Origin of the sequence: Mesorhizobium sp. WSM3873 (assembly GCF_001672445.1) — a bacterium.
Taxonomy (GTDB): domain Bacteria; phylum Pseudomonadota; class Alphaproteobacteria; order Rhizobiales; family Rhizobiaceae; genus Mesorhizobium.
Genome location: NZ_LYTM01000010.1, coordinates 13174 through 33992, shown reverse-complemented (window position 1 = coordinate 33992; position 20819 = coordinate 13174). Strand labels below are relative to the sequence as shown.

The 20819-nt window shown below is 59.8% G+C and carries 21 protein-coding genes and 2 pseudogenes; 14 read left to right on the top strand and 9 right to left on the bottom strand.

Annotated elements, in window-relative coordinates; translation table 11 throughout:
• Positions 1-68 precede the first annotated feature (68 nt).
• The 6 genes from A9K71_RS30060 to A9K71_RS31270 form a co-directional block, all read right to left on the bottom strand.
• Positions 69-332, bottom strand: coding sequence for a hypothetical protein (locus A9K71_RS30060; RefSeq protein ID WP_245299562.1), 264 nt, complete (start codon positions 330-332; stop codon positions 69-71).
• Positions 333-596: 264 nt separating this feature from the next.
• Positions 597-1136, bottom strand: coding sequence for a nuclear transport factor 2 family protein (locus tag A9K71_RS08630; RefSeq protein WP_066993284.1), 540 nt, complete (start codon positions 1134-1136; stop codon positions 597-599).
• 206 nt (positions 1137-1342) lie between these two features.
• The gene (locus A9K71_RS08625) at positions 1343-1588 is read right to left on the bottom strand and encodes a ferredoxin (protein ID WP_082980413.1); all 246 of its coding nucleotides are present in this window, start codon (positions 1586-1588) and stop codon (positions 1343-1345) included.
• A 44-nt stretch (positions 1589-1632) separates the two neighbouring features.
• On the bottom strand, positions 1633-2850 hold the full coding sequence (locus tag A9K71_RS08620) for a cytochrome P450 (protein ID WP_066993281.1): 1218 nt from the start codon (positions 2848-2850) through the stop codon (positions 1633-1635).
• Positions 2851-2867: 17 nt separating this feature from the next.
• Positions 2868-3332 carry a hypothetical protein gene (locus A9K71_RS31275; RefSeq protein WP_156319968.1) on the bottom strand — a complete coding sequence of 155 codons (465 nt, stop codon included), beginning with the start codon at positions 3330-3332 and terminating at the stop codon, positions 2868-2870.
• Between the two features lie 705 nt (positions 3333-4037).
• Positions 4038-4343, bottom strand: coding sequence for a hypothetical protein (locus A9K71_RS31270; protein WP_156319966.1), 306 nt, complete (start codon positions 4341-4343; stop codon positions 4038-4040).
• Here A9K71_RS31270 and A9K71_RS08615 point away from each other — a divergent pair.
• Both A9K71_RS08615 and rpoN read left to right on the top strand, forming a co-directional pair.
• On the top strand, positions 4333-4875 hold the full coding sequence (locus tag A9K71_RS08615; RefSeq protein WP_066993519.1) for a peroxiredoxin: 543 nt from the start codon (positions 4333-4335) through the stop codon (positions 4873-4875). The genes A9K71_RS31270 and A9K71_RS08615 overlap by 11 nt on opposite strands.
• Positions 4876-4948: 73 nt before the next feature.
• Positions 4949-6403, top strand: a complete 1455-nt coding sequence (gene rpoN, locus A9K71_RS08610) for an RNA polymerase factor sigma-54 (protein ID WP_066993278.1) — start codon at positions 4949-4951, stop codon at positions 6401-6403.
• 10 nt (positions 6404-6413) lie between these two features.
• Here the strand turns inward: rpoN and A9K71_RS30055 are convergent.
• From A9K71_RS30055 to A9K71_RS08600, 3 genes and pseudogenes are all read right to left on the bottom strand, one after another.
• Positions 6414-7052: pseudogene (locus A9K71_RS30055) on the bottom strand (nitrogen fixation protein NifQ); the annotation flags it as partial.
• Entirely contained in the window at positions 7049-7360 is a 312-nt protein-coding gene (fdxB, locus tag A9K71_RS08605) for a ferredoxin III, nif-specific (protein WP_066993275.1), read from the bottom strand. The pseudogene A9K71_RS30055 and the gene fdxB, both read right to left, overlap by 4 nt.
• A 91-nt stretch (positions 7361-7451) precedes the next feature.
• Positions 7452-9347 (bottom strand): ABC transporter ATP-binding protein, encoded by a 1896-nt coding sequence (locus A9K71_RS08600; protein ID WP_245299569.1) that lies wholly within the window; start codon positions 9345-9347, stop codon positions 7452-7454.
• Positions 9348-10042: 695 nt separating this feature from the next.
• On the opposite strand from A9K71_RS08600, the pseudogene nifS reads away from it, so the two are divergent.
• The 12 genes and pseudogenes from nifS to A9K71_RS08545 form a co-directional block, all read left to right on the top strand.
• Positions 10043-11179: pseudogene (gene nifS / locus A9K71_RS08595) on the top strand (cysteine desulfurase NifS); the annotation flags it as partial.
• The gene (gene nifW, locus A9K71_RS32425; RefSeq protein ID WP_343221329.1) at positions 11153-11629 is read left to right on the top strand and encodes a nitrogenase stabilizing/protective protein NifW; all 477 of its coding nucleotides are present in this window, start codon (positions 11153-11155) and stop codon (positions 11627-11629) included. The pseudogene nifS and the gene nifW, both read left to right, overlap by 27 nt.
• 180 nt (positions 11630-11809) lie before the next feature.
• Positions 11810-12661 (top strand): electron transfer flavoprotein subunit beta/FixA family protein, encoded by an 852-nt coding sequence (locus A9K71_RS08590; protein WP_066993269.1) that lies wholly within the window; start codon positions 11810-11812, stop codon positions 12659-12661.
• Between the two features lie 19 nt (positions 12662-12680).
• Positions 12681-13784 (top strand): electron transfer flavoprotein subunit alpha/FixB family protein, encoded by a 1104-nt coding sequence (locus tag A9K71_RS08585; protein ID WP_066993266.1) that lies wholly within the window; start codon positions 12681-12683, stop codon positions 13782-13784.
• A gap of 11 nt (positions 13785-13795) precedes the next feature.
• Positions 13796-15103, top strand: coding sequence for an FAD-dependent oxidoreductase (locus tag A9K71_RS08580; RefSeq protein WP_066993263.1), 1308 nt, complete (start codon positions 13796-13798; stop codon positions 15101-15103).
• 12 nt (positions 15104-15115) lie between these two features.
• Positions 15116-15415 (top strand): ferredoxin family protein, encoded by a 300-nt coding sequence (locus tag A9K71_RS08575; RefSeq protein WP_066993261.1) that lies wholly within the window; start codon positions 15116-15118, stop codon positions 15413-15415.
• Between the two features lie 134 nt (positions 15416-15549).
• Positions 15550-17298: a nif-specific transcriptional activator NifA gene (gene nifA / locus A9K71_RS08570; RefSeq protein WP_066993258.1), complete on the top strand. Its 1749-nt coding sequence runs from the start codon at positions 15550-15552 to the stop codon at positions 17296-17298.
• Between the two features lie 256 nt (positions 17299-17554).
• The gene (nifB, locus tag A9K71_RS08565) at positions 17555-19036 is read left to right on the top strand and encodes a nitrogenase cofactor biosynthesis protein NifB (protein ID WP_066993256.1); all 1482 of its coding nucleotides are present in this window, start codon (positions 17555-17557) and stop codon (positions 19034-19036) included.
• 32 nt (positions 19037-19068) lie between these two features.
• Positions 19069-19263: a 4Fe-4S binding protein gene (locus tag A9K71_RS08560; protein ID WP_066993254.1), complete on the top strand. Its 195-nt coding sequence runs from the start codon at positions 19069-19071 to the stop codon at positions 19261-19263.
• A gap of 81 nt (positions 19264-19344) precedes the next feature.
• The gene (locus A9K71_RS08555) at positions 19345-19671 is read left to right on the top strand and encodes a nitrogen fixation protein NifZ (RefSeq protein WP_066993251.1); all 327 of its coding nucleotides are present in this window, start codon (positions 19345-19347) and stop codon (positions 19669-19671) included.
• Positions 19668-19880, top strand: a complete 213-nt coding sequence (gene nifT, locus A9K71_RS08550; protein WP_066993249.1) for a putative nitrogen fixation protein NifT — start codon at positions 19668-19670, stop codon at positions 19878-19880. Before A9K71_RS08555 ends, nifT begins: the two co-directional genes overlap by 4 nt.
• A 19-nt stretch (positions 19881-19899) precedes the next feature.
• Entirely contained in the window at positions 19900-20790 is an 891-nt protein-coding gene (locus A9K71_RS08545) for an SIR2 family protein (protein ID WP_066993246.1), read from the top strand.
• Positions 20791-20819: the final 29 nt, after the last annotated feature.

Here is a 20819-nt window from a genome sequence, read left to right as displayed (position 1 = left end):
CCTGACCTACCGCTCCCACCAAAAGCTAATCTCGGACGCGAACCCGAGAACTTCGCCGACTACGTATATCATCTTGTTCGTTGCGCCGGATGCTGCCGCTCGATGTGCAGTTCGCGCTGTGCGATCACGAGAAGGATCTGGCGAGCTATCACCGCGTTGTTGACGAGAACATCGTTTTGCGCAAACTGCGCTTCGACGCGGCCGTATAGCGCGATAAACCTCTTCTCGCGAGCATCGCATTCGGGGCCAAGATGCGGATGGCCGAGACCGCCGGCCAGTTCAAGAACGCCGCTGCCAGGAAGTCCACCGTCGAGAGATGTCTCCATCGGCATCAATATCAACTAGCGCACGGCCGATCCGGCCTGCCGCTCCCTTAATGGATGACGACGGGTTCTGCCTGCTTCATATGAACCTCTCCGCAGCCAGCGTTAGCGATCTGGACGCGAGCCAGCCGCAAGACCGGTCTCGGTATTGCAAGGCGTCCTGTGACTACAAGTTTCCATACCGGGTAGACGTGTTGCCTTCCGGGACCGCTCCCGCGATACGGCTCCCGTTTGGGAGCCTTGGAAGGCATTGTGGTGACATGCGTTGCATTTTCAGTTTGATGACGAGCTGCGGCGCTTTCTGAGCGCGTAAACCGGGTCATTGGGATGCGCTGCTCCGATCGGTTGCCGTAGGCCGAACCGTTCTGCCTCGGGGACCGCTGGTGGAGTCTGCTCTTCGAACCAATCGTAAACCACGGTGCGTTCGGCGATGCGCCACGCCCCCTCCCTCTTCTGAAACAGATCGCAGTAACGGCCGCAGAGGAGCACCTGACGTGCTTCTCCGTCTTCGTCTGGTCCGCGTTGCAGCCCGGTGAAATAGCTTTCGACCAAGGCCTCCGTCGGGTCGATGAATTCGATCAATACGTTCGTGATCTGGTGGATTAAGCGCGGTCCGGTGTTGAAGACACCAAGCGCAAACTCGATGAAGCCCTCGGCTGAGCCACAATAGGCGCGGTGATTGTCATGCGCATCGGGCCAATACGCACTGCGCAGCACAGCCTCATCGGCGCGGTCTACGCCGCGGCAATACCGATAAAGGCAGTCGCGGATCGCCTCGCGGTCGCCCAGTTCGGTGATTTTTGCATGGCTCATCGCTCTCTCGCAAAATCTGAGATTGGAAGAGGCGTTTCGTGCCTCTAGATGCATCCAAAGACGAACCGATCGGCAACTGAAGACGCCAGAACGGAGACGAACTTCACGTGTAGCAAGGCGAGTCATGGAGGCCTCGATGCCGCAGAGGAGGCAGGCAGGCAAGCGGCCGGACACGTTGCTTTGCGGTGTGGGCCTCGTCATTCCACCTAAGCTTCCCCAGCTTTTGGTTGAATGGCGGCTGGATCGAACCGGGCGGCCGATGAGCTATCGACTTCCAGCGCGCGTTCGGGGCAGGATCGCACGGCCCGTGACGCGAGCAGTTCGTCCCCTTGCGCGACATTGATATCGCCACGCAGGACGTATCCCTCATCATCTAGCGTGAAAATGCTTGGCGCTTGCGCCGAGCATCGCGCGTGACCCTGGCATTTGGCATTGTGGACGATAATGCGCATAGCGCTGACCTCCATTGTCTTGCCATGGCTCGGGACGGCCATGGTCATGACCAGTCCAGGATCAGATTTTCGATTCCGAACACATGGCCGCCACAGGTGATGGGCGCTGTACCTTCCTTGATCCGGAAGGTCGGAAGGCGCGCCAGCCACTCCTCCAGGCCAATGACAATCTCGCGCCGGGCAAGGTGTGAGCCAAGGCAACGGTGGGGACCATAGCCAAAGGCGGCGTGGCGGTTGTGCTCTCGCGCCAGATCGACCGTGTTGGGGGATTCGAATTCCTCCGGGTCGCGATTTGCAATCATCGTGGCGCAGGAAACATAGTCCCCCTTTCGGATCGGCGCGCCCTCGAAGTCGATATCTTTCGTAGCCACGCGGATCAACTGAATGGGCGGATAGGCCCGCAGCAATTCTTCGGTTGCGAGCACGATGCGGTCCGGTTCGCTGCGCAGCAGTTCCTGATCCTTGAGGTTTCGCGCAAGATAAGCCAAGTCAAAGCCTATAGATGCTGCGACGGTGTCAAGTCCCGCGACGAAGACAAGCACGCCGATGCCTCGGATTTCGTCGTCGGTTAGCCGCCGGCCCTCAACCTGTGCCTGCACGATGAAGGTCATGAGATCGTCGACCGGATCCTTGCGGCGATTGTTTGCAAGTTCATCGATAAAAGCCACAATTTTGCGGGCAGCCACAGGTCGTTCCACATCGTTGCCGTGGAGCAGATCTTTCGCCCAGCCGACAAATGTATCGAGGCCCTGATCCGGCAAGCCCAGAAAGCGAAGGAAGATGCCGACAGTGAACGGAAAGGCAAAATCCTTCATGACGTCGCAGCTCGTGCCCGATGCGGTGATCCCGTCGATCAGGGTTATCGCTCGCTCACGGACAGCCGGTTCCAGTGCCGTCACCCGCTTGGGCGAAAGCAGCGGACTAAGTAGCGAGCGAAAGGCGCCATGGGCCGGTGGATCGAGCTCAAGGGGGATCGTCGGCCAGGTTTCGCCCAGTACGGAGGAGAAGATGCTGCGATGGCTGGAAAAAGTTTCAGCGTCCTGCAGCACCTTACGCTGGTCTGCGGCGCGGGTGATGACCCAGGTGCCCCGGCCATCTTGCGTGTTGTATGGCGAATAGAAGATCGGAGGCCCGTCATGTGCGCAAGCTACCGCTGCGTGTGGATCCCCGTTGGGCGTTGGTGGCATGCCTGGCGACCTGAACAGGCTGAAGTCCCTCACCATTTCGGGCGGGACATGATCTGGAACCGGGTTGATCGCCATTGGACTTCTCCTGCCGTCTAACCACTAACTAAGGCCGCGCGGCATGGCACTTGACCATCCGGCAAGCTTGTAACCCTCTTGGCCAGACCGCCGCCTGCCCGCCAAAGACCGACGAGCGAAATCGTCGGAGACGCGGCATTTTCAGCTTCGAACGGCGAGCCGGAAATGAAGCTCTTTCCCCACAACGGGTTCAGGCCGGTCATCTCTTCAGGATGTCTGTAGCGCGGCACGCGAGAAGCGGTACCCGTCGACAACGCTTTCGCCGATTTCCACGAGGGCAGGCGATGAGGGCATGAGCAAACATGCGGGTCGAATCTCATCTTCTCGTCGATCGATGGCCGTTGGCCGGTGTCGGGCGAACTGCGGGTATCCACGCCAGTCACGCCGGTCGGGCTTTCACAGGCAGTGCCTTTGGGTAGATCGGCTCGACGCGGACCCGACATGTTGTCTTCCTTGCCTGCATTGATCGCGATGGTACCCACAACATGAGCCCCAGGCGGTAGCTGCCGCCGCCTCACGAGAGAGCTTCAAAAGTCGTGCCAGCGGCGCGGAATGGGCCCTGCAGGAGATTTCTAAATATCATTCAACAGTTTGATCGAATGCGCAGCCGCAAGCCTGGCGGCGCACAGCCGTGTCGCGGACATGACAAAGCCGACAGCAAAGTCGCGGCAGATTCAAAATGCTCCGCGAGTGCAAGGCGGTTTCCCGCCACCTCGGGACGGTGCCCGCCTCACGCAAGCGCAGTTGAGGAGATGCCCATGGCGAGCTTGCTAATGGACGTGCTGGCTTTTTTGTACCCGCTGCCGATTTCGAAGCTGTCTGGCGAGCGTCGATAGGGCGAAGCGCGTAAGGCCCGTCTCAATCCTCGGGAACAAAAGGCCGTAGGGGCTCTCGTCAGGTTAGCCCCGATCGACTCCTGTCCCTGCTCCCGAGTATGAGCCCAGATTCCCGCTGCGAATTCGAGTCACCTATGCTCTGTGCGATCCGGCGACCCTTCGGTCCGACTTCCGACATTTTTGTCCAGCTTCGGACAAAGAGGTTCGCGGCTTGAACGCATAAAGGCGATGCCCCTCTACCCAGAGCTCACGATCAGGTGATTACGGGCGCGCGCTCGGTCTCGGCGAAGGCAGGATCCTGGCCGCTCAAGGCAAAGAGTTGTCGCTGCAAAACAGAGTGTGAACCCCAGCCTAAAAATCAAATGGCATGGCGCTTGCTTCGTAATCGGCAGAACCCATCCCAAGGTGGCCAGGAGTAAGACCATTGCTGACATCGCGACGCCCCGTACAAGCGCGTAGTGAAACCCGTTTTCGTTGCCGCCAAATCGAGACCTCGTTCTTCAAACGCGCTCGCGAGCGGTTTTGCAAGTCTGATCCAATGCCGACACAAAACGGGCAGCGCTCGGCCGAATTGCCGGCCGAGGTCGATGCCGCGTCAGTCTCAAGCGAAAAAGCAGCGCACCAGTTTTCCTCCAGGAGCACATTGATGACCGTCAAGAAAAAAGTTCCCTTCGTCACCTTTCACACGCGTGTTCGCGATGATTCCATCGAGGGGCCACCGTACCGCTGGGAAGACAAGACATCCGAGGATTGTTTCAGCGGCAAGCGCGTCGTCCTGTTCTCGCTGCCTGGTGCCTTCACGCCGACCTGCTCGACCTTCCAGTTGCCCGATTTCGAAACGCTCTACGAGCAGTTCGAGAAGGAGGGAATTGACGCGATCTATTGCGTTTCCGTCAACGATGCCTTCGTCATGAATGCCTGGGGCAAGGGCCTGGGGCTGCAGAAAGTCCAACTCATCCCAGACGGCTCCGGCGAGTTCACCCGCAAGATGGGCATGCTGGTTGCAAAGGACAATCTCGGCTTCGGCATGCGCTCCTGGCGCTACGCTGCCGTGATCAACAATGGGGTGGTGGAGCAGTGGTTCGAAGAGGACGGTTTCTGCGACAACTGCGAGACCGATCCCTATGGCGTATCGTCGCCGCAGAACGTCCTTGAAGCGCTGAAAGCCAAAGCCGTGACGGCTGCATGAGCTAGAGGAGTCAACGTCTCCCAAATCCACTTGCATAAGCCCAGGGTCGCTCGGAGAGGAGTTCACGCTAACCATGGAGTCCTCAGCAAGCCTGCTTCAGCGTCAGAAGCAATCGTTGGTTTTGACGCCGCAAATGATGGAATCCATTCGCCTGCTGCAACTGGCGCATCCCGAACTGCATCAGTTCGTCGAGAAGGAAATCGAGAAGAACCCCTTTCTGGAACGGGCACCAAACCGGGCGCCGAAGGATATTCCCTCGATTTCGGCCGGGAACCCGCGCATCGGGCCGACCACGGGCGGTATGTCGCATCGGGCCTCGCAGTGGAAATCAATTCGCGGCAAAAACAATGTCGCACCGGGGGGAAACCATTCTTTCGAAGATTACTGCACGTCCATCGAAACATTGCACGACCATGTCGCTCGTCAGATCGCTCTCAGCGCATTCGCGCCGCTGGAGCGGCGAATAGCAGGCGAGCTTGCCGGTCATCTGGAAGACACCGGATACCTTGCGGTGAACCTTTCGGAACTGGCCCGCAGCCTGAATGTCCGGGAGGCTGTTGTGGAACGGGTTCTCGGAACCTTGCAGCAGTTCGATCCACCGGGCATTTTTGCGCGAACTCTCAGCGAATGCCTTGAGATACAGTTGCGGCAGCTAGACAGGTTCGACCCGGCGATGGCAGCGCTGGTCGCCAATCTTGAAGCGCTAGCGCGACGCGATTTTCAAACATTGAAGCGCCATTGCGGTGTCGATGAAGACGACCTTCTCGACATGTTGCACGAAATCCGCGCGCTCGATCCCAAGCCTGGAAACCGATTCCAATCCGGAGGGCCTGAATCGATCATACCTGATGTCTTGGTCCATCCGTCTCCTGGAGGTGGGTGGCAAATCGAACTCAATCCAGACACGCTGCCCAAAGTGCTGATGAACCAAAACTATTTTGCCGAGGTCTCCCGCCTAAGCGCCCAAAATTCGAAAGATCAGTCTTTTCTCAACGAATGCCTCCAAAACGCGAACTGGCTAATCCGCAGCCTTGATCAGCGCGCCAAGACGATCCTCAAGGTAACGGCTGAAATCATCCGCCAGCAGGACGCCTTTTTTGAACATGGGGTCGCCCACCTGCGGCCTCTCAACCTCAGGACTGTCGCCGATGCCATCAACGTGCACCAATCGACGGTAAGCCGGGTGACGTCGAACAAGTACATGCTGACCCCGCGCGGCGTGTTCGAACTGAAGTATTTTTTCACCGTCGCGATCGGCTCCTGCGAAGGCGGCGACGCGTACTCCGCCGAAGCTGTCCGCCATCAAATCAAGGCGATGGTTGCCGTGGAATTGCCCGACGAGGTGCTTTCCGACGACGACATCGCCACCCGGCTCAAGGACACCGGCATCGACATTGCTCGCCGCACCGTTGCGAAATATCGTGAGGCGCTGAACATCCCATCCTCCGCGCGACGTCGCCGGGAGAAGCGCGTGCGGCTTCGATGCCAATCAAGCCCAGGCGGAGGCGGCGACGAAGGCGGCTCTTAATCCAAAGCGAACCGTTCTTGATCCGTGCCAAGTGGCTTTCGCCTTCCTCCGGGCCAAAACAGCTTTCGAAATCGCGGCATTCCTGACAACTGGGCGCGGTGCATAGCGAAAAGCCTTCAGCCTCGCAAAGCTTACGATAGAAATACTTCTTCCATTTCATGTTTTTGGTGTTGCCGGCCGCCAGCGCCGGGAAATGCCTGGCGATCAAGCGGCTGAGTTCGGCCCGATTGAAAAGGCCAAGGTCCTGCCACAGATGGTCATTGCGCAAACTACGCCTGGCAATGATCTTGGCGAAGAGGGTGCTCGCCGGATCGCCTGGCTTGGCGTTCCCAATGAGCAGGCCGCGCAGAAGCTCTTCCTCCACATCCGGCTCAGGATCGGTCAGCTTTTCCAGCGCGAAGGCGTTGACGGACACAGCCGGGAAATAGCGTGTCATGACATCTCGCAGCTCGGCGCGCGAAAGGCCGGTTGCTTCGGTCGCGGTCGCCTTGCCGGTCTCGGCCTCCTCGAACGCGAGGTAGGCAACACATGCAAGCGCATGCCGGTCGAACGCCGCCCCCACGTCTGTCGGCGGCCATTGGCTGGTGCTGAAACAACCACGGTGATCGACGAATGTGGCGCTGTTCTCCTGGTCTTGTCCCCAGATCATGCAGCAAGCTTGTCGGCCGCGAGGTGGGTCTGGCAGTTCTTCGGGCAGACGCGGCCGCAGGCGCCACAGCCGATGCAGCGGCCGGCATTGTCGACAACCATGACCATACGGTTGAGCTCGCCGTCGAAGTCATCATCCTCGCCCGCGCAGATGCCGAGGATTTCCCCTGCGTCATCGACGCCATGAAGGTGCATGACCTCGCGCGAGCAGACCTTGAAGCAGCGGCCGCAGCCGATGCAGGTCGCGCCATCGATCGCCGTCAGATAGTGCGGCGTCCAGGGAGAGCCGTCGCGGGTGACGTTCGTCATTGTGAATTCTCCAACGCCGCAAGTTGTTTGCGCCTTTTCAGGAACGGCCCGACAGGATTGCTGGCGAAGGCAAGCTGAAGTCACGCCGCCTTCAACCACGTTGCACATTGGTCTCATTCCAGCCCTTTGTCAGCTCCAAGGCCTGCCGCTCGAACAGGCGGCGGTAGATGCCGTCGCGACGGATCAGAGCGGCATGGTCGCCCTGCTCGGTGATGCAACCACGGTCAAAGACAAGCAGCCGGTCGAGTGCTCGCACCGTCGAGAGCCGGTGTGCAATGACGAGCGTGGTGCGCCCGACCATGAGCCGCTCCATCGCCTTCTGGATCAGCACCTCCGATTCCGAGTCGAGGCTCGATGTCGCCTCGTCCAGAATCAGGATTGGGGCATCGGCGAGGAAGGCGCGCGCTATCGCCACACGCTGGCGCTCGCCGCCTGAAAGCTTCACGCCGCGTTCGCCGACCAGCGTACCGTAGCCGTTCGGCAGGCGGGCAATGAAGTCATGCGCGTTGGCGAGCCGTGCCGCCTGCTCGATGTCGGACCGAGAAGCACCCGGCCGCCCATAGGCTATGTTCTCGGCCAGCGAGCGGTGGAACAGGAGGGGCTCCTGCTGCACGATCGCGATCTGCGAGCGCAGCGAGGCCTGCGTCACCCGCGAGATGTCCTGCCCGTCGATCAAGATTCGTCCTGCATCCAGGTCGTAAAGCCGCTGGATGAGCTTGACGAAGGTGGTCTTGCCGGAGCCAGAGGGGCCGACCAGACCCACCCGTGCGCCGGCCTCAATCGAAATCGACAAGTCGCTGTAGAATGGCGACCAATGATCGCCGTAGTGGAAATGGACGCTCTCAAAATCGATGTGACCCTTCGTGATCCGGATCGGCTTGGCGCCCGGAACATCGGCCACGTCGGGCGGCTGGCTGCAGGTTTTGACCAGTTCCTCCATCTCGTTTACAGAGCGCTGGATGTTGCGCACGTGCATGGAAACATCACGCAAGTAGCCATACAGGACGGTGAAAGACGCGAGCACAAAGGCGATGTCGCCCGGGGTAGCCTGGCCGCGCGCCCACAAAAATAAGGCATAGCCGATCAAAGCCGCTCTCATCGCAAGAAGCATGATCCCCTGGAACGCAGCACTGATCGTGGCGCGCACCCACGTCCGGCGGGTGCGGTGGCGCCACTTGGAGATGACTTTCGCGAGGCGATGATCTTCCCGCACCTCGGCGCCGAAGCCTTTGACCACCGCGTTACAGCTGATCGCGTCGGCAAGCGAGCCGCCAAGCTTCGTATCCCAGTTATTGGCAAGGCTCGCCGCTGGCGCCACGTACCCGAGCGACAGCACAACGATCAGCGCCACATAGACAACCGAGCCGCAGGCGATGATCAGCCCCATCGTCGGCCAATACCAGCCGAGTAGAACGCTCGACCCTGTGAGCATGATGAGCGAGGGGAACAACGCGAAAAGGATAGTGTCGTTGAGGGCACAGAGCGCCCACATGCCGCGCGTAATCTTGCGCACCGTCGAGCCGGCGAAGGTTCTCGCATGCCAATCGGCCGAAAAGCGCTGGACGCGATGGAACGTGTCGCTGGCGATGTCGGACATCATCTTCAGAATGAAGTCATTGTATGCAATGAAGGCGATGTTGCGCATGACGACGGCGCCGAGTGCGAGCGCAATCAACATCGAAAAGGCCGCAAGTGCCATACCCCACACGACCGCGTCTGCTGCCGCTCCTTGGGCGACCGCGTCTACGAGCCGTCCTGAATAGAGCGGCGTCAGAACGTCAAGGAGCGTTGCGCCAAGCACCGCGATCATAGTGATCGCGAGCCGGACCGGCTGCCTGCTGCAGTGGCGTATGGTGAAGGCGAAAACGTCGCGAAAGGCGGCGCCGCGCAGATCGATGTGAAAACGACGCCTGGCTTTGAACGAGCGCACCAGGACGCTCGGTCTCAAGAAACCTGAAATGGAAGGTCTGCGTGAGGACGAAAACATCGCTCGGAACGCGGGTGGCCGATCTGGACCTGACATGTTGCTTTCTTTCCTTCGTTCCATCGATCGCGATGTCACCAGCGAGATGAATATTCGGCCGCGGGCACGCGCTGCCTTACGAGGAGAGAACCGCAATAGGCGTGCCAAAGGCTCAGAAAGAAGCCCAGAAGAACTTTCTGCATATTCTTCAATGACAACGAGAGCTCAGCAGGCAACTGGGCGGACAGCGCCGCGTCGCGCACTCGACAAACCCGACAGGACGCATCGGTGACGCTGGCATCCTTGGCGGCCGGCCGACGGATTGCTCCTCACGCGAAGCGGAATTCACACCCAATTCAACGGCGTTCACCGTCGAACATGCCCGCCGATGTCGGACAGGCGACATAGCAGTGTTGGAGCCATCTTATTGTTTCGAAATGATCTCCTTGTTTGGCACGGTCCATGCGTAGCTGTTCGAGAACGCCTCCCGGCCAGAAGGAGAAACGGTCCACGCCCCAGCGCACCGAAACCCGCCGTGGCCTAAAGACCGCGCCTTCCCAGGCCGGCGCAGGGCTGGCGCATCAAGTCGAGGCGAGCGGCCGCGCCGGCCCCAAGAAGCGCGGGCCGAATATGGCCGCGGCAACTCCTTCGGCTAGCCATCATCATGACAGACCGGGCGTGCGCTTTGCGTGATTGCCCTCAGGAGAAGGATCACATCCATGAGGCCTGTTTATCTGGACAACAACGCAACGACACGGGTCGATCCTGAAGTCGTTCAAGCAATGCTGCCGTTTTTTACCGAGCAATTCGGCAACCCTTCGTCGAGCCACGATTTTGGCGCTTCCGCCGGGGCGGCGGTGAGAAAGGCGCGCCTGCAGGTGCAAACTCTGATCGGCGCGGAGTTCGATGACGAGATCACCTTCACCTCGGGCGGGACGGAAAGCGACAACGCGGCGATCCTTTCGGCGCTCGAGGTGCTACCCGAGCGCACCGAGATCGTGACTTCCGCAGTCGAGCATTCGGCCGTGCTGACGCTTTGTGCCCACCTTGAGAAGACGCGCGGCATCAAGGTGCATAGGATTCCGGTGGATCGCCACGGCCGGCTCGACCTCGACACCTATAAGGCCGCCCTCACCCCGCGCGTGGCGATCGTCTCGATCATGTCGGCGAACAACGAGACCGGAACGATCTTCCCGGTGGTCGAGCTTGCTGAGTTGGCCAAGGACGTTGGCGCCCTCTTCCATACCGACGCGGTGCAAGCGGTCGGCAAGCTTGCGATCGACTTGAAATCGACCGCAATCGATATGCTGTCTCTCTCCGGTCACAAATTACACGGACCGAAAGGGGTCGGCGCACTTTATGTAAAGCGCGGCGTGCGCTTCTGTCCGCTGATCAAGGGAGGACGCCAGGAGGGCAACCGCCGCGCGGGCACGCAGAATACGCCAGGCATCGTCGGCCTCGGCGTGGCAGCCGATCTTGCCTTGAAATTCATGGACGACGCGAACACGCGGGTAAGGGCATTGCGAGACCGCCTCGAGAAAGAACTTCTCCAGCGCATCCCAGACGCCTTCGTAGCCGGCGATTTACGAGCGCGGTTGTCGAACACTGCAAATATCGCCTTTGGACATATCGAAGGTGACGGCATACTGCACTTCCTCAATCGCGAGGGCATCGCCTGCTCCTCCGGCTCTGCATGCGCCTCCGGCTCGCTGGAGCCGAACCATGTCTTGGTGGCGATGAATATCCCCGATAGCGCGGCACACGGCGCAATCCGTTTCTCCTTTTCGCGCAACAACGGCGAGGAGGACGTCGACCGGGTGCTCGAGGTCATGCCCGGGATCGTTAAGAAGCTGCGTGACCTTTCCCCGTCTTCGCCAGCGACGGCGCAACCCCGACCGCCGTTTCCGGCCAAGGAAAACGCAATGCGCAGCTGTTTTGCTAAAAGCCGTGCCATCGATGTCACCGACATCCTCGCCCGGCTGATGAGCCTGTCGGCTGCGGAGGAGTTCTTCGCAGTCCTTGGCATCTCTTATGATCCGAAGGTGCTCAACGTCTCGCGGCTCCATATCATGAAGCGCATGGGCCAGTACCTCGCTGAAGAGGATTTCGCCGGTCTTCCCGACGGGGAGATCGCCGCGCGGGCGCGTGCGACGTTGGAACGCGCTTATGAGGATTTCGCGACATCCTCGCCACTCACGCAACGGGTCTTCAAGGTGCTCAAAGAGCACGATCCGGACAAACCCGCCACTCGGGACCGTGCCTTTGTCCCGTTCGATTCGATCCTGAGGCGGTTCGAGACAGAATGAGCGCGACAAAGTCGACACGACAATGACGAAAAGCCGACAAAACCGATCATCACGACGGCACCTTTGGAAGAAAGCAAACCGATCTCAAAGAGAACAGAGCAGCGCAGAACGGTTGGCACGAATGATGCTGCTTGAGATGAACGCCAGGGCGGCTTGCGGACTAGAGCCGAGAGGGAAGCAATGCACATTGTAATCTGTATCAAGCAGGTGCCGGATTCCGCGCAGATACGTGTCCACCCGGTGACGAACACGATCATGCGCCAGGGCGTGCCAACGATCATCAACCCTTACGACCTGTTCGCCCTCGAAGAGGCACTCAGATTGCGTGGCGCCCATGGTGGCGAGGTCACCGTGCTTACCATGGGTCCGCCGATGGCAGAAGATGCGCTGCGCAAGGCGCTCACCTATGGCGCCGACCGCGCGGTACTCTTGACCGACCGCTGCTTTGCCGGCTCCGACACGCTGGCGACCTCCTTTGCGCTTTCTCGGGCAATCATGAGAATTGGCGAGACCTTCGGCGCTCCGGACATCGTCTTCGCCGGCAAGCAGACGATTGACGGCGATACCGCCCAAGTTGGGCCCGGCATCGCCAAGCGCCTCGGCCTCCTGCAGTTCACCTATGTGGCGAAGATCGCCTCCATCGATCTCGACGCGCGCGAGATCACCGTCAAGCGCCGTTCGGAAGGCGGTACGCAGATGCTGAAAAGCAGACTGCCTTGCCTCATCACAATGCTGGAAGGCACCAACGAAATCCGCAGAGGCTCGCTCGACGACGCCCTGCGCGCCGCACGCAGCCAAATCGTGAAGTGGAGCGCGGCCGAAGCTGGCATTGAGGACCTCACCAAATGCGGCCTGCGCGGCTCGCCGACGGTCGTCAAGCGCGTTTTTGCCCCTACCACGCGGGCGGAAAAGGCGACGCAGATCGACACGACCGACAAGACGCAACATGGCGTCGCTGACGAACTGATTGCCGCAATCTTCACCCGCCAGCCAGCGCTGGAACACGAACTCGCCTTCGACGGCGGGCAGTGACGGGACGGCAAGGAGAAAGATGTTGAAGGCGAAACGCGAAGCCCCTCCTTCCGCCGACCGTGCCGGCATGAAGGAATTGCCTGAGCACTTTAGGGACTATCGGCACGTCTGGGTTTTCATTGAACTGGAACGCGGCGAGGTCCATCCCGTCTCCTTCGAACTGCTTGGCGAAGGCCGCAAGCTCGCCGACAAGCTTGGCGTTCAGCTTGCGGGAATCGTGCTCGGACCACCGGGTGAGGCCACCCAGCATGCTGTTGCCGAGGCCTTCGCTTACGGCGCCGACCTTGTCTACCTCGTCGAGGCACCGCTGCTTGCTGACTATCGCAACGAGCCTTTCACCAAGGCGATGACGGATCTGGTCAATACCCACAAACCGGAGATCCTGCTTCTCGGGGCGACCACGCTCGGCAGGGATCTCGCCGGTTCAGTAGCGACGACCTTGCTGACAGGGCTCACTGCTGACTGTACCGAACTCGATGTGGATGTCGACGGTTCGCTCGCCGCGACCCGTCCGACTTTCGGCGGTTCCTTGCTATGCACGATCTATACGCTCAACTACCGGCCGCAGATGGCCACCGTACGACCGAGGGTCATGGCCATGCCACCGCAAACGGATAAGCCGGTTGGGCGTGTCATCCGGCACCAACTGTCGATGACCGAGGAAGAGATCGTCACCAAAGTGCTTGGCTTCAACCTCGATCGCCAATCGGCAAATTCAAATCTCGCCTACGCCGACATTGTGGTTGCCGGAGGCCTCGGTCTCGGCTCAGTGGAGAATTTGCAGCTTGTGACGAATTTAGCGCGCGCAATCGGCGCCGAATATGGGTGTTCGCGCCCGCTGGTCCAGAAGGGCTGGATGCCGACCGATCGGCAGATTGGCCAAACGGGCAAGACCATCCGGCCAAAGCTTTACATAGCGGCCGGGATTTCGGGCGCCATTCAGCATCGGGTTGGCGTGGAGGGGGCTGATTTGATCGTAGCCATCAACACCGACCCGAACGCCCCGATCTTCGACTTTGCCCACCTCGGCATCGTCACCGATGCGATCCGTTTCCTGCCGGCATTGACGGAAGCTTTCACCCGGCGGCTGTCGCCGCACAGTCACGACAAGCTTGCGAGCTAAGGGAAACGGCCATGATCGAAGAAGAATTCGACGCCATCGTCGTCGGCGCCGGTATGTCCGGAAACGCGGCCGCCTACACTATGGCAAGCCAGGGCCTGACGGTGCTCCAGTTGGAGCGCGGCGAGTATCCGGGCTCCAAGAATGTCCAGGGCGCCATCATGTACGCCGACATGTTGGAGCAAATCATCCCGGATTTCCGGAATGATGCGCCTCTCGAGCGGCATCTGGTCGAGCAGCGATTCTGGGTGATGGACGACACCTCCCACACCGCGATGCAGTATCGATCGGATGATTTCAACGAGGCGAAGCCCAATCGCTACACGATCATCCGCGCCCAGTTCGACAAGTGGTTTTCGCGCAAGGTGCGCGAGGCCGGCGCGACGGTTCTGTGCGAGACGACAGTGACCGACCTCGTCCGCAATGCCAAAGGTAAGGTGATCGGCGTGCGCACCGATCGGGCTGGCGGGCCGATCTACGCGGACGTCGTCGTGCTCGCAGAAGGTGTCAACGGACTGCTCGGTACACGGGCCGGCCTGCGCAAGATGCTGAAGCCAGAAAGCGTGGCGCTCGCTGTCAAGGAGATGCATTTCCTACCCGATGAGGTCATTGAGCAGCGGTTCGGCCTGCAGGGGGACGAAGGCTGCGTGATCGAAGCGGCGGGCACGATCTCCCGCAGCATGGCTGGACTTGCCTTCCTCTACACCAACAAGGAGTCGATCTCTCTGGGCATCGGCTGCCTCGTCTCCGATTTCGCCAAGACAATGGAGAGCCCATACGTCCTCCTCGATGCCTTTAAAAAGCATCCTTCGATCCGGCCGCTGATCGCGGGCTCGGAAGTCAAGGAGTATTCCGCGCATCTCATTCCCGAAGGTGGCTACAAGGCAATTCCGCAGCTCTTCGGTGACGGTTGGGTCGCGGTCGGCGATGCCGCCCAACTGAACAACGCTATTCACCGCGAAGGTTCGAACCTTGCCATGACTTCTGGTCGCATCGCGGGCGAGGCAATCATTGAAATCAAGGGCCGCGAGCAGCCCATGTCCAGGAAGAACCTCGCCCTCTACAAGACCATGCTGGACAAGTCCTTCGTAGTCAAAGACCTGATGAAATATAAGGACATGCCCGCCCTGATACACACCAATTCCCGAAATTTCTTCATGACTTACCCGCAGTTGATGTCGCAGGCCGCGCAGAACTTCATGCGCGTCGACGGCACTCCGAAAATCGAGAAGGAAAAGGCGACCACTGCTGCCTTCATCAAGGCGCGTTCGCGCTGGGGGCTGATCAGCGATGTGGTCCGCCTGGCACTCGCGTGGCGCTGAAGGAGAAACAGGATGACGATCGCCGTGACGAAGTTACGCGTCGAGGAGAAGCTTTATAACAACCGCTATCTAGTCGATCCGGGCCGGCCGCATATCAAGGTGCAACCGCACGAGAGGCCGAGCGCGAACCTGCTCGCGCTGACACACATCTGCCCGGCCAAGTGCTATGAGTTGAACGACAAGGGCCAGGTGGAGACCACTTGCGACGGCTGCATGGAATGCGGCACGTGTCGCGTGCTGTGCGAGGCCAGCGGTGAGATCGTGTGGAATTACCCGCGTGGCGGCTTCGGCGTTCTCTTCAAGTTCGGATGACTGGGGCAAGAGCGACAAACGAGAGGTTCGCAATTGCGGGTCAAGACCCGTCAATAGTGTTCCCAATTACCGAAAGCTGAACTCATAAAAACGCGCTCGGGAGGAGCACCTTAGACAACCCTTCAGGTGTTCGCATGGCTCACATGCTTCGAGATCAGGTCGGTGAAATTGCATCAGGGAACACCCCGCCTGAACCTGCGGTCGAAGCGGTGCGCAATGCGGACGGCTTGCTTAAGGGAATCTACGAGATATCGAAGATTTTGACTGCCCCGGCCCGGCTGGAAATTACGCTTGCCAATGTCGCGAATATCCTCTCCTCGTTTGTGCAAATGCGTCATGGTGCAATCGTCGTCCTGGACCCTGAAGGACAACGGCAGATTAGCGTAAGTAGCGGCGGCACTGTGCCAGGCGCCGGCAGCGTCGTACCTCAGGCCATAATAGACAAAATCGTCGCTACCGGAGTGCCGATCGTCATACAAGACACAAGCACGTCTGAGCTATTCCAGGCTGATCCTCAATCGAGCAGCGATACGATCGCAGTTGCCTTTATCGGTGTCCCGCTAAAGGCTGAGGAAAAGATCTTCGGGATACTGTCGATCGACCGCGTCAGGACCGGTACCACCACGTTCCACGAGGAGGACCTACGCTTCCTGGCCATGGTCGCCAATCTGGTCGCTCGGACCATCCGCCTCCATCGCACCTTGAGCACAGCTCGTCAGTCACTGATCGAGAAGCAACCGAGACCAGAGCAGTCGCTGGACGAGGATAGGACCCATCCGGCCCGGCATCCGCATGTCAAGATCGACGGAATCATCGGAGAAAGTCCCGCGCTCAAGCAAGTGCTCGAGATCGTCTCGGTCGTGGCCAGGACCAATTCCACCGTGCTTCTGCGAGGCGAAAGCGGTACCGGCAAGGAGTTCTTTGCACAGGCCATCCATAAGCTTTCGCATAGGAGGGAGAAATCCTTCGTCAAATTGAACTGCGCCGCACTGCCCGAAAGCGTTTTGGAATCGGAGCTCTTTGGCCACGAGAAGGGCGCCTTCACCGGGGCTATCCTGCAGCGCTCCGGCCGGTTCGAATTGGCTAGTGGCGGAACCCTGCTGCTTGATGAAATCGGCGAGATTTCGCCTGCCTTTCAAGCCAAGCTGTTGCGCGTCTTGCAGGAAGGAGAACTGGAGCGAGTGGGCGGCAGCAGGACCCTAAAGGTCGACGTGCGGCTCATATGCGCCACCAACAAGGACCTCGAGACGGCTGTCCGGAATGGAGAGTTCAGAGCCGACCTTTATTACCGCATCAATGTGGTGCCAATAGTCCTGCCGCCCCTCAGAGAACGCCCGGGCGATATTCCACGCCTTGCGAAAGCTCTCCTCGATCGATTCAACAAGGAGAACCATCGCGATCTTGCCTTCACGCCGTCGGCGCTTGACCTGATCTCGCAATGCTATTTCCCTGGCAACGTACGTGAGTTGGAGAATTGTGTGCGACGGACCGCCACACTTGCGCGTTCAACGACAATAACTCCGTCGGATTTCGCCTGCCAGAACAGCCAGTGCCTTTCTTCGCTTCTGTGGAAACGAGTCGGCCGTTCGCAAGGCGGCTATGCCGTCGACGAGTCACGTGGCAATATGATGCCGGTTGGATCGCCGCTGCCTGCCATGCGAGTCGGCGCTTCCCAGAATGAGGCATCGGCCGGCAAGGCCTGCGACCCCAACCATCCCGCTTGCCCTGCGATGAACCCGCGTCTGACGGAACGCGACCGACTAATCGATGCGATGGAGAAAGCCGGCTGGGTTCAGGCCAAGGCGGCTCGGTTCCTCGGTCTCACGCCGCGGCAGGTCGGCTATGCTTTGCGCCGGCATCGTATCGGCGTGAAGAAGTTCTAAACGTCATTGATGACACCACATTTGGGAGCACGGCTGCTCCCCACAGTAGGCGAAACTGAGACAAACACGAGTACGTTTCGCGACCACGTTTTGTCCGTCGTCGGGGACCCGACACAACCGTGTCGCAGCGAAACGGACACAGTGGGGCGCAAAGGCTGACGTAAAAGCCAACATTGACGGACAAAAACCGCTTTTCGAGTTGGCATATCTCTTGCGCTCTGAAGTGCGAAGTTCACACCGCGCACGGAGCCGTTCAATGTCCGCACCGATGATTTCGCTGGAGGGCCTTTCCTGCACGACATCGTTCGATCAGTTGCCGGCGGGGGCGAAATCAGCTGGCTGCGCATCTTCATCCTGCGGCTCCTCCGCAAAGCCGCACGAGATGGACACAGCTGTCTGGGAGAAGATCAAGGATCATCCGTGCTTTTCGGAGGAAGCGCACCACTATTTCGCGCGCATGCATGTGGCGGTCGCCCCGGCCTGCAATATCCAGTGCAACTACTGCAATCGCAAATATGACTGCGCCAACGAAAGCCGGCCCGGGGTCGTCTCGGAGAGGCTGACGCCCGACCAGGCGCTGCGCAAGGTGATCGAGGTCGCCAACGAAGTGCCGCAGCTTTCCGTACTTGGCATCGCCGGACCGGGTGATGCCTGTTACGACTGGAAGAACACGAAGGCGACATTTGAACTGGTCGCCAAGGAAATTCCCGACATCAAGCTGTGCATCTCCACCAACGGACTCGCGCTGCCAGACCACGTCGCCGAGCTTGCCGACCTGAATGTCGATCACGTGACGATCACCATCAACATGGTCGACCCGCAGATCGGTGCCGAGATCTACCCGTGGATCTTCTATGATCACCGCCGCTATACCGGCGTCGAGGCAGCGACGATCCTGCACAAACGACAGATGTCGGGGCTGGAGATGCTGACGGCGCGCGGCATCCTCACCAAGATCAATTCGGTAATGATCCCTGGTGTTAACGACGAGCACCTGATCGAGGTGAATAAATGGGTCAAGGAGCGCGGCGCATTCCTGCACAATGTCATGCCGCTGATTTCGCACCCGTCACACGGTACGCACTACGGCCTGAGCGGGCAGCGCGGCCCCACGGCAATGGAGCTGAAGGCCCTTCAGGATCGTCTTGAAGGCGGCGCCAAGCTGATGCGCCACTGTCGGCAGTGCCGGGCCGATGCTGTCGGCCTGCTCGGCGAGGATCGGGGCCGGGAATTCACGCTCGACCGGCTTCCCGACAAGGTCACCTGCAACGCCGGCAAGCGCGAGACCTATCGGGCGGTGGTCGCGCGCGAGCGGGGCGATCGCATGGCGGCCAAGCGCGAGGCGCTCGGGATGGTCAAGACTGCGGGCTCCGGCAAGTCACTTCTGGTCGCGGTAGCGACCAAGGGTGGCGGCCGCATTAACGAGCATTTCGGCCATGCGAAGGAGTTCCAGATTTACGAGGCCTCCCCGAAAGGGATCCGCTTCGTCGGGCATCGCAGGGTCGAGCAGTATTGCTTTGGCGGCCGGGCCGAGGACAAGAGCCTCGACGGCGTCATCGCTATGCTCGAAGGCGTAGATATCGTGCTGTGCGCGCGAATTGGAAATTGCCCCAAGGATCGCTTCAAGAAAGGCGGGATTCGAGCAACGGATGCTTACGGGTATGACTACATCGAGACCGCCATCGGCGCGCTTTACGCGGCCGAGTTTGGAGGTGAGCCACTGGCTGCGACGGCCTGAACCTTCTCATTCCAACCGAACCGGAGCCGAAAATGGCCTTTAAGATCATCGCTTCCCAATGCACCCAGTGCGGCGCCTGCGAGTTTGAATGCCCTTCCGGAGCGATCAAGTTCAAGGGCGAGGCCTACGTGATCGATCCGAAAAAGTGCACCGAATGCGAGGGGGCTTTCGAAACGCAGCAATGCGCCTCGGTATGTCCGGTGTCGAAGACTTGCGTCCCCGCCTGAACCTCATTTCGGTCACCGACACGGTCGAGGCGCCTGCGCCGGACCATTAACTCCTTGCTGAAAATCGAGAAAGGAACGGCCATGAGCCTACGACGCGAACAGGACGTCGAAATCCATTCAGCCCCGCGATTCATGCCGGGTGAGCGGGTGCGCGCCACACGCCACATAAAAAATGACGGCACCTATCCTGGCAAGGAGATCGGCGAAAACCTGGTGCGCAAAGGCGACGAGGGCTATGTGCGCGACATCGGCACCTTTCTCCAGCAGTTCTACATCTATGCGGTCGAATGGGTCGATCGCGGCACTGTCGTGGGCATGCGTGCGCGTGAACTCATGAGGTTTGAGACGGCTGGGATTCCTTGCACTGCCGAAATCGGTGCTGGGTTCGACGAAGGCACGGCTGGATGAGGGTAATGATCCGCAGGACCGCGGCTGGCTTGTCTGCCTATATTCCCAAAAAGGATCTCGAAGAGCCGATCATCAAGGTCGACAACGAACACTTGTGGGGTGGGCCTGTGACGCTGAAGAACGGCTGGCGGTTAGTCCTGCCCGACCTTCCGCGGGATACGCCTTTGCCGATTACCGTGGAGGCAAGAAAGATTTCCGACGAGGACTGAGCGGCAAAGGGATGCGAGCATGAACACAATGACCTCGGGCCATCTCGTCGTCATTCGCGACAGTTTTGCCGAGAGGCAGCTTGACCTTTTGAAGAAAGCGCTTGCGGCCGATCAGGTCATTCCCTATCTCGGCCCGGGTTTGCTTGAGATTCGCTCCGCGGGACCGCCCGTACCACATACCCCCGAAGCCGTTGCCGCAGCGCTCAACAAGCGCACGCCAGCCCCTTCGAAGATTCGCACCAACATGTGGTCGGTAGCGCAGTATATCGAACAGCGCCGGCACCGCCGGACGCTTCAAGTTTGGATGGCCGAAATATTCGCGGGTCCGGTGGTGCCGACCATCTTGCATGCCTGGCTTGCAACGCTGCCGCTCTCCGCGATCGTCGACAGCTGGTACGACGGTGCCATGCGCGCGGCTTTAATACAGACCCGCCGAACGGACGTCGTCGAAATACAGGGCGTAACACGGGCGCACGAGATCGGTGACATTTGGACGAAAGCCTACGATTTGTCCGGGATGTTACTCGAACCCGCACCAGCGGCGAAGACGGTTCTCTACGCCCCTCACGGCGGTGCCAGGCCGGCCGCAAACTTCCTCGTGTCAGATTCCGACTATGTTGAAGTGCTGAGCGAAATCGACATCCAGACGCCGATCCCTGACCTAGTGAAGGAACGGCGATCCAGCCGTGGTCTTTTCTTCCTCGGCTGCCGCTTCAACGATCAGATGCTGCGCACCTATGCCCGACAGATCATGAAGCGCTCCCATGGCCCACATTTTGCGGCAATCGATGCAGCAAAGCTGACCAAGAACGAGCGTCGCTTCCTTGCAGAAAGGGCAATCACGGTCATTGACATGCCGACGGGTCAAGCCACGGCCCGTCTCGTCGGAACCAGGCGAGACATTGCATGAGGCCTAAGGGGCAATCGTTGAGCCACTCC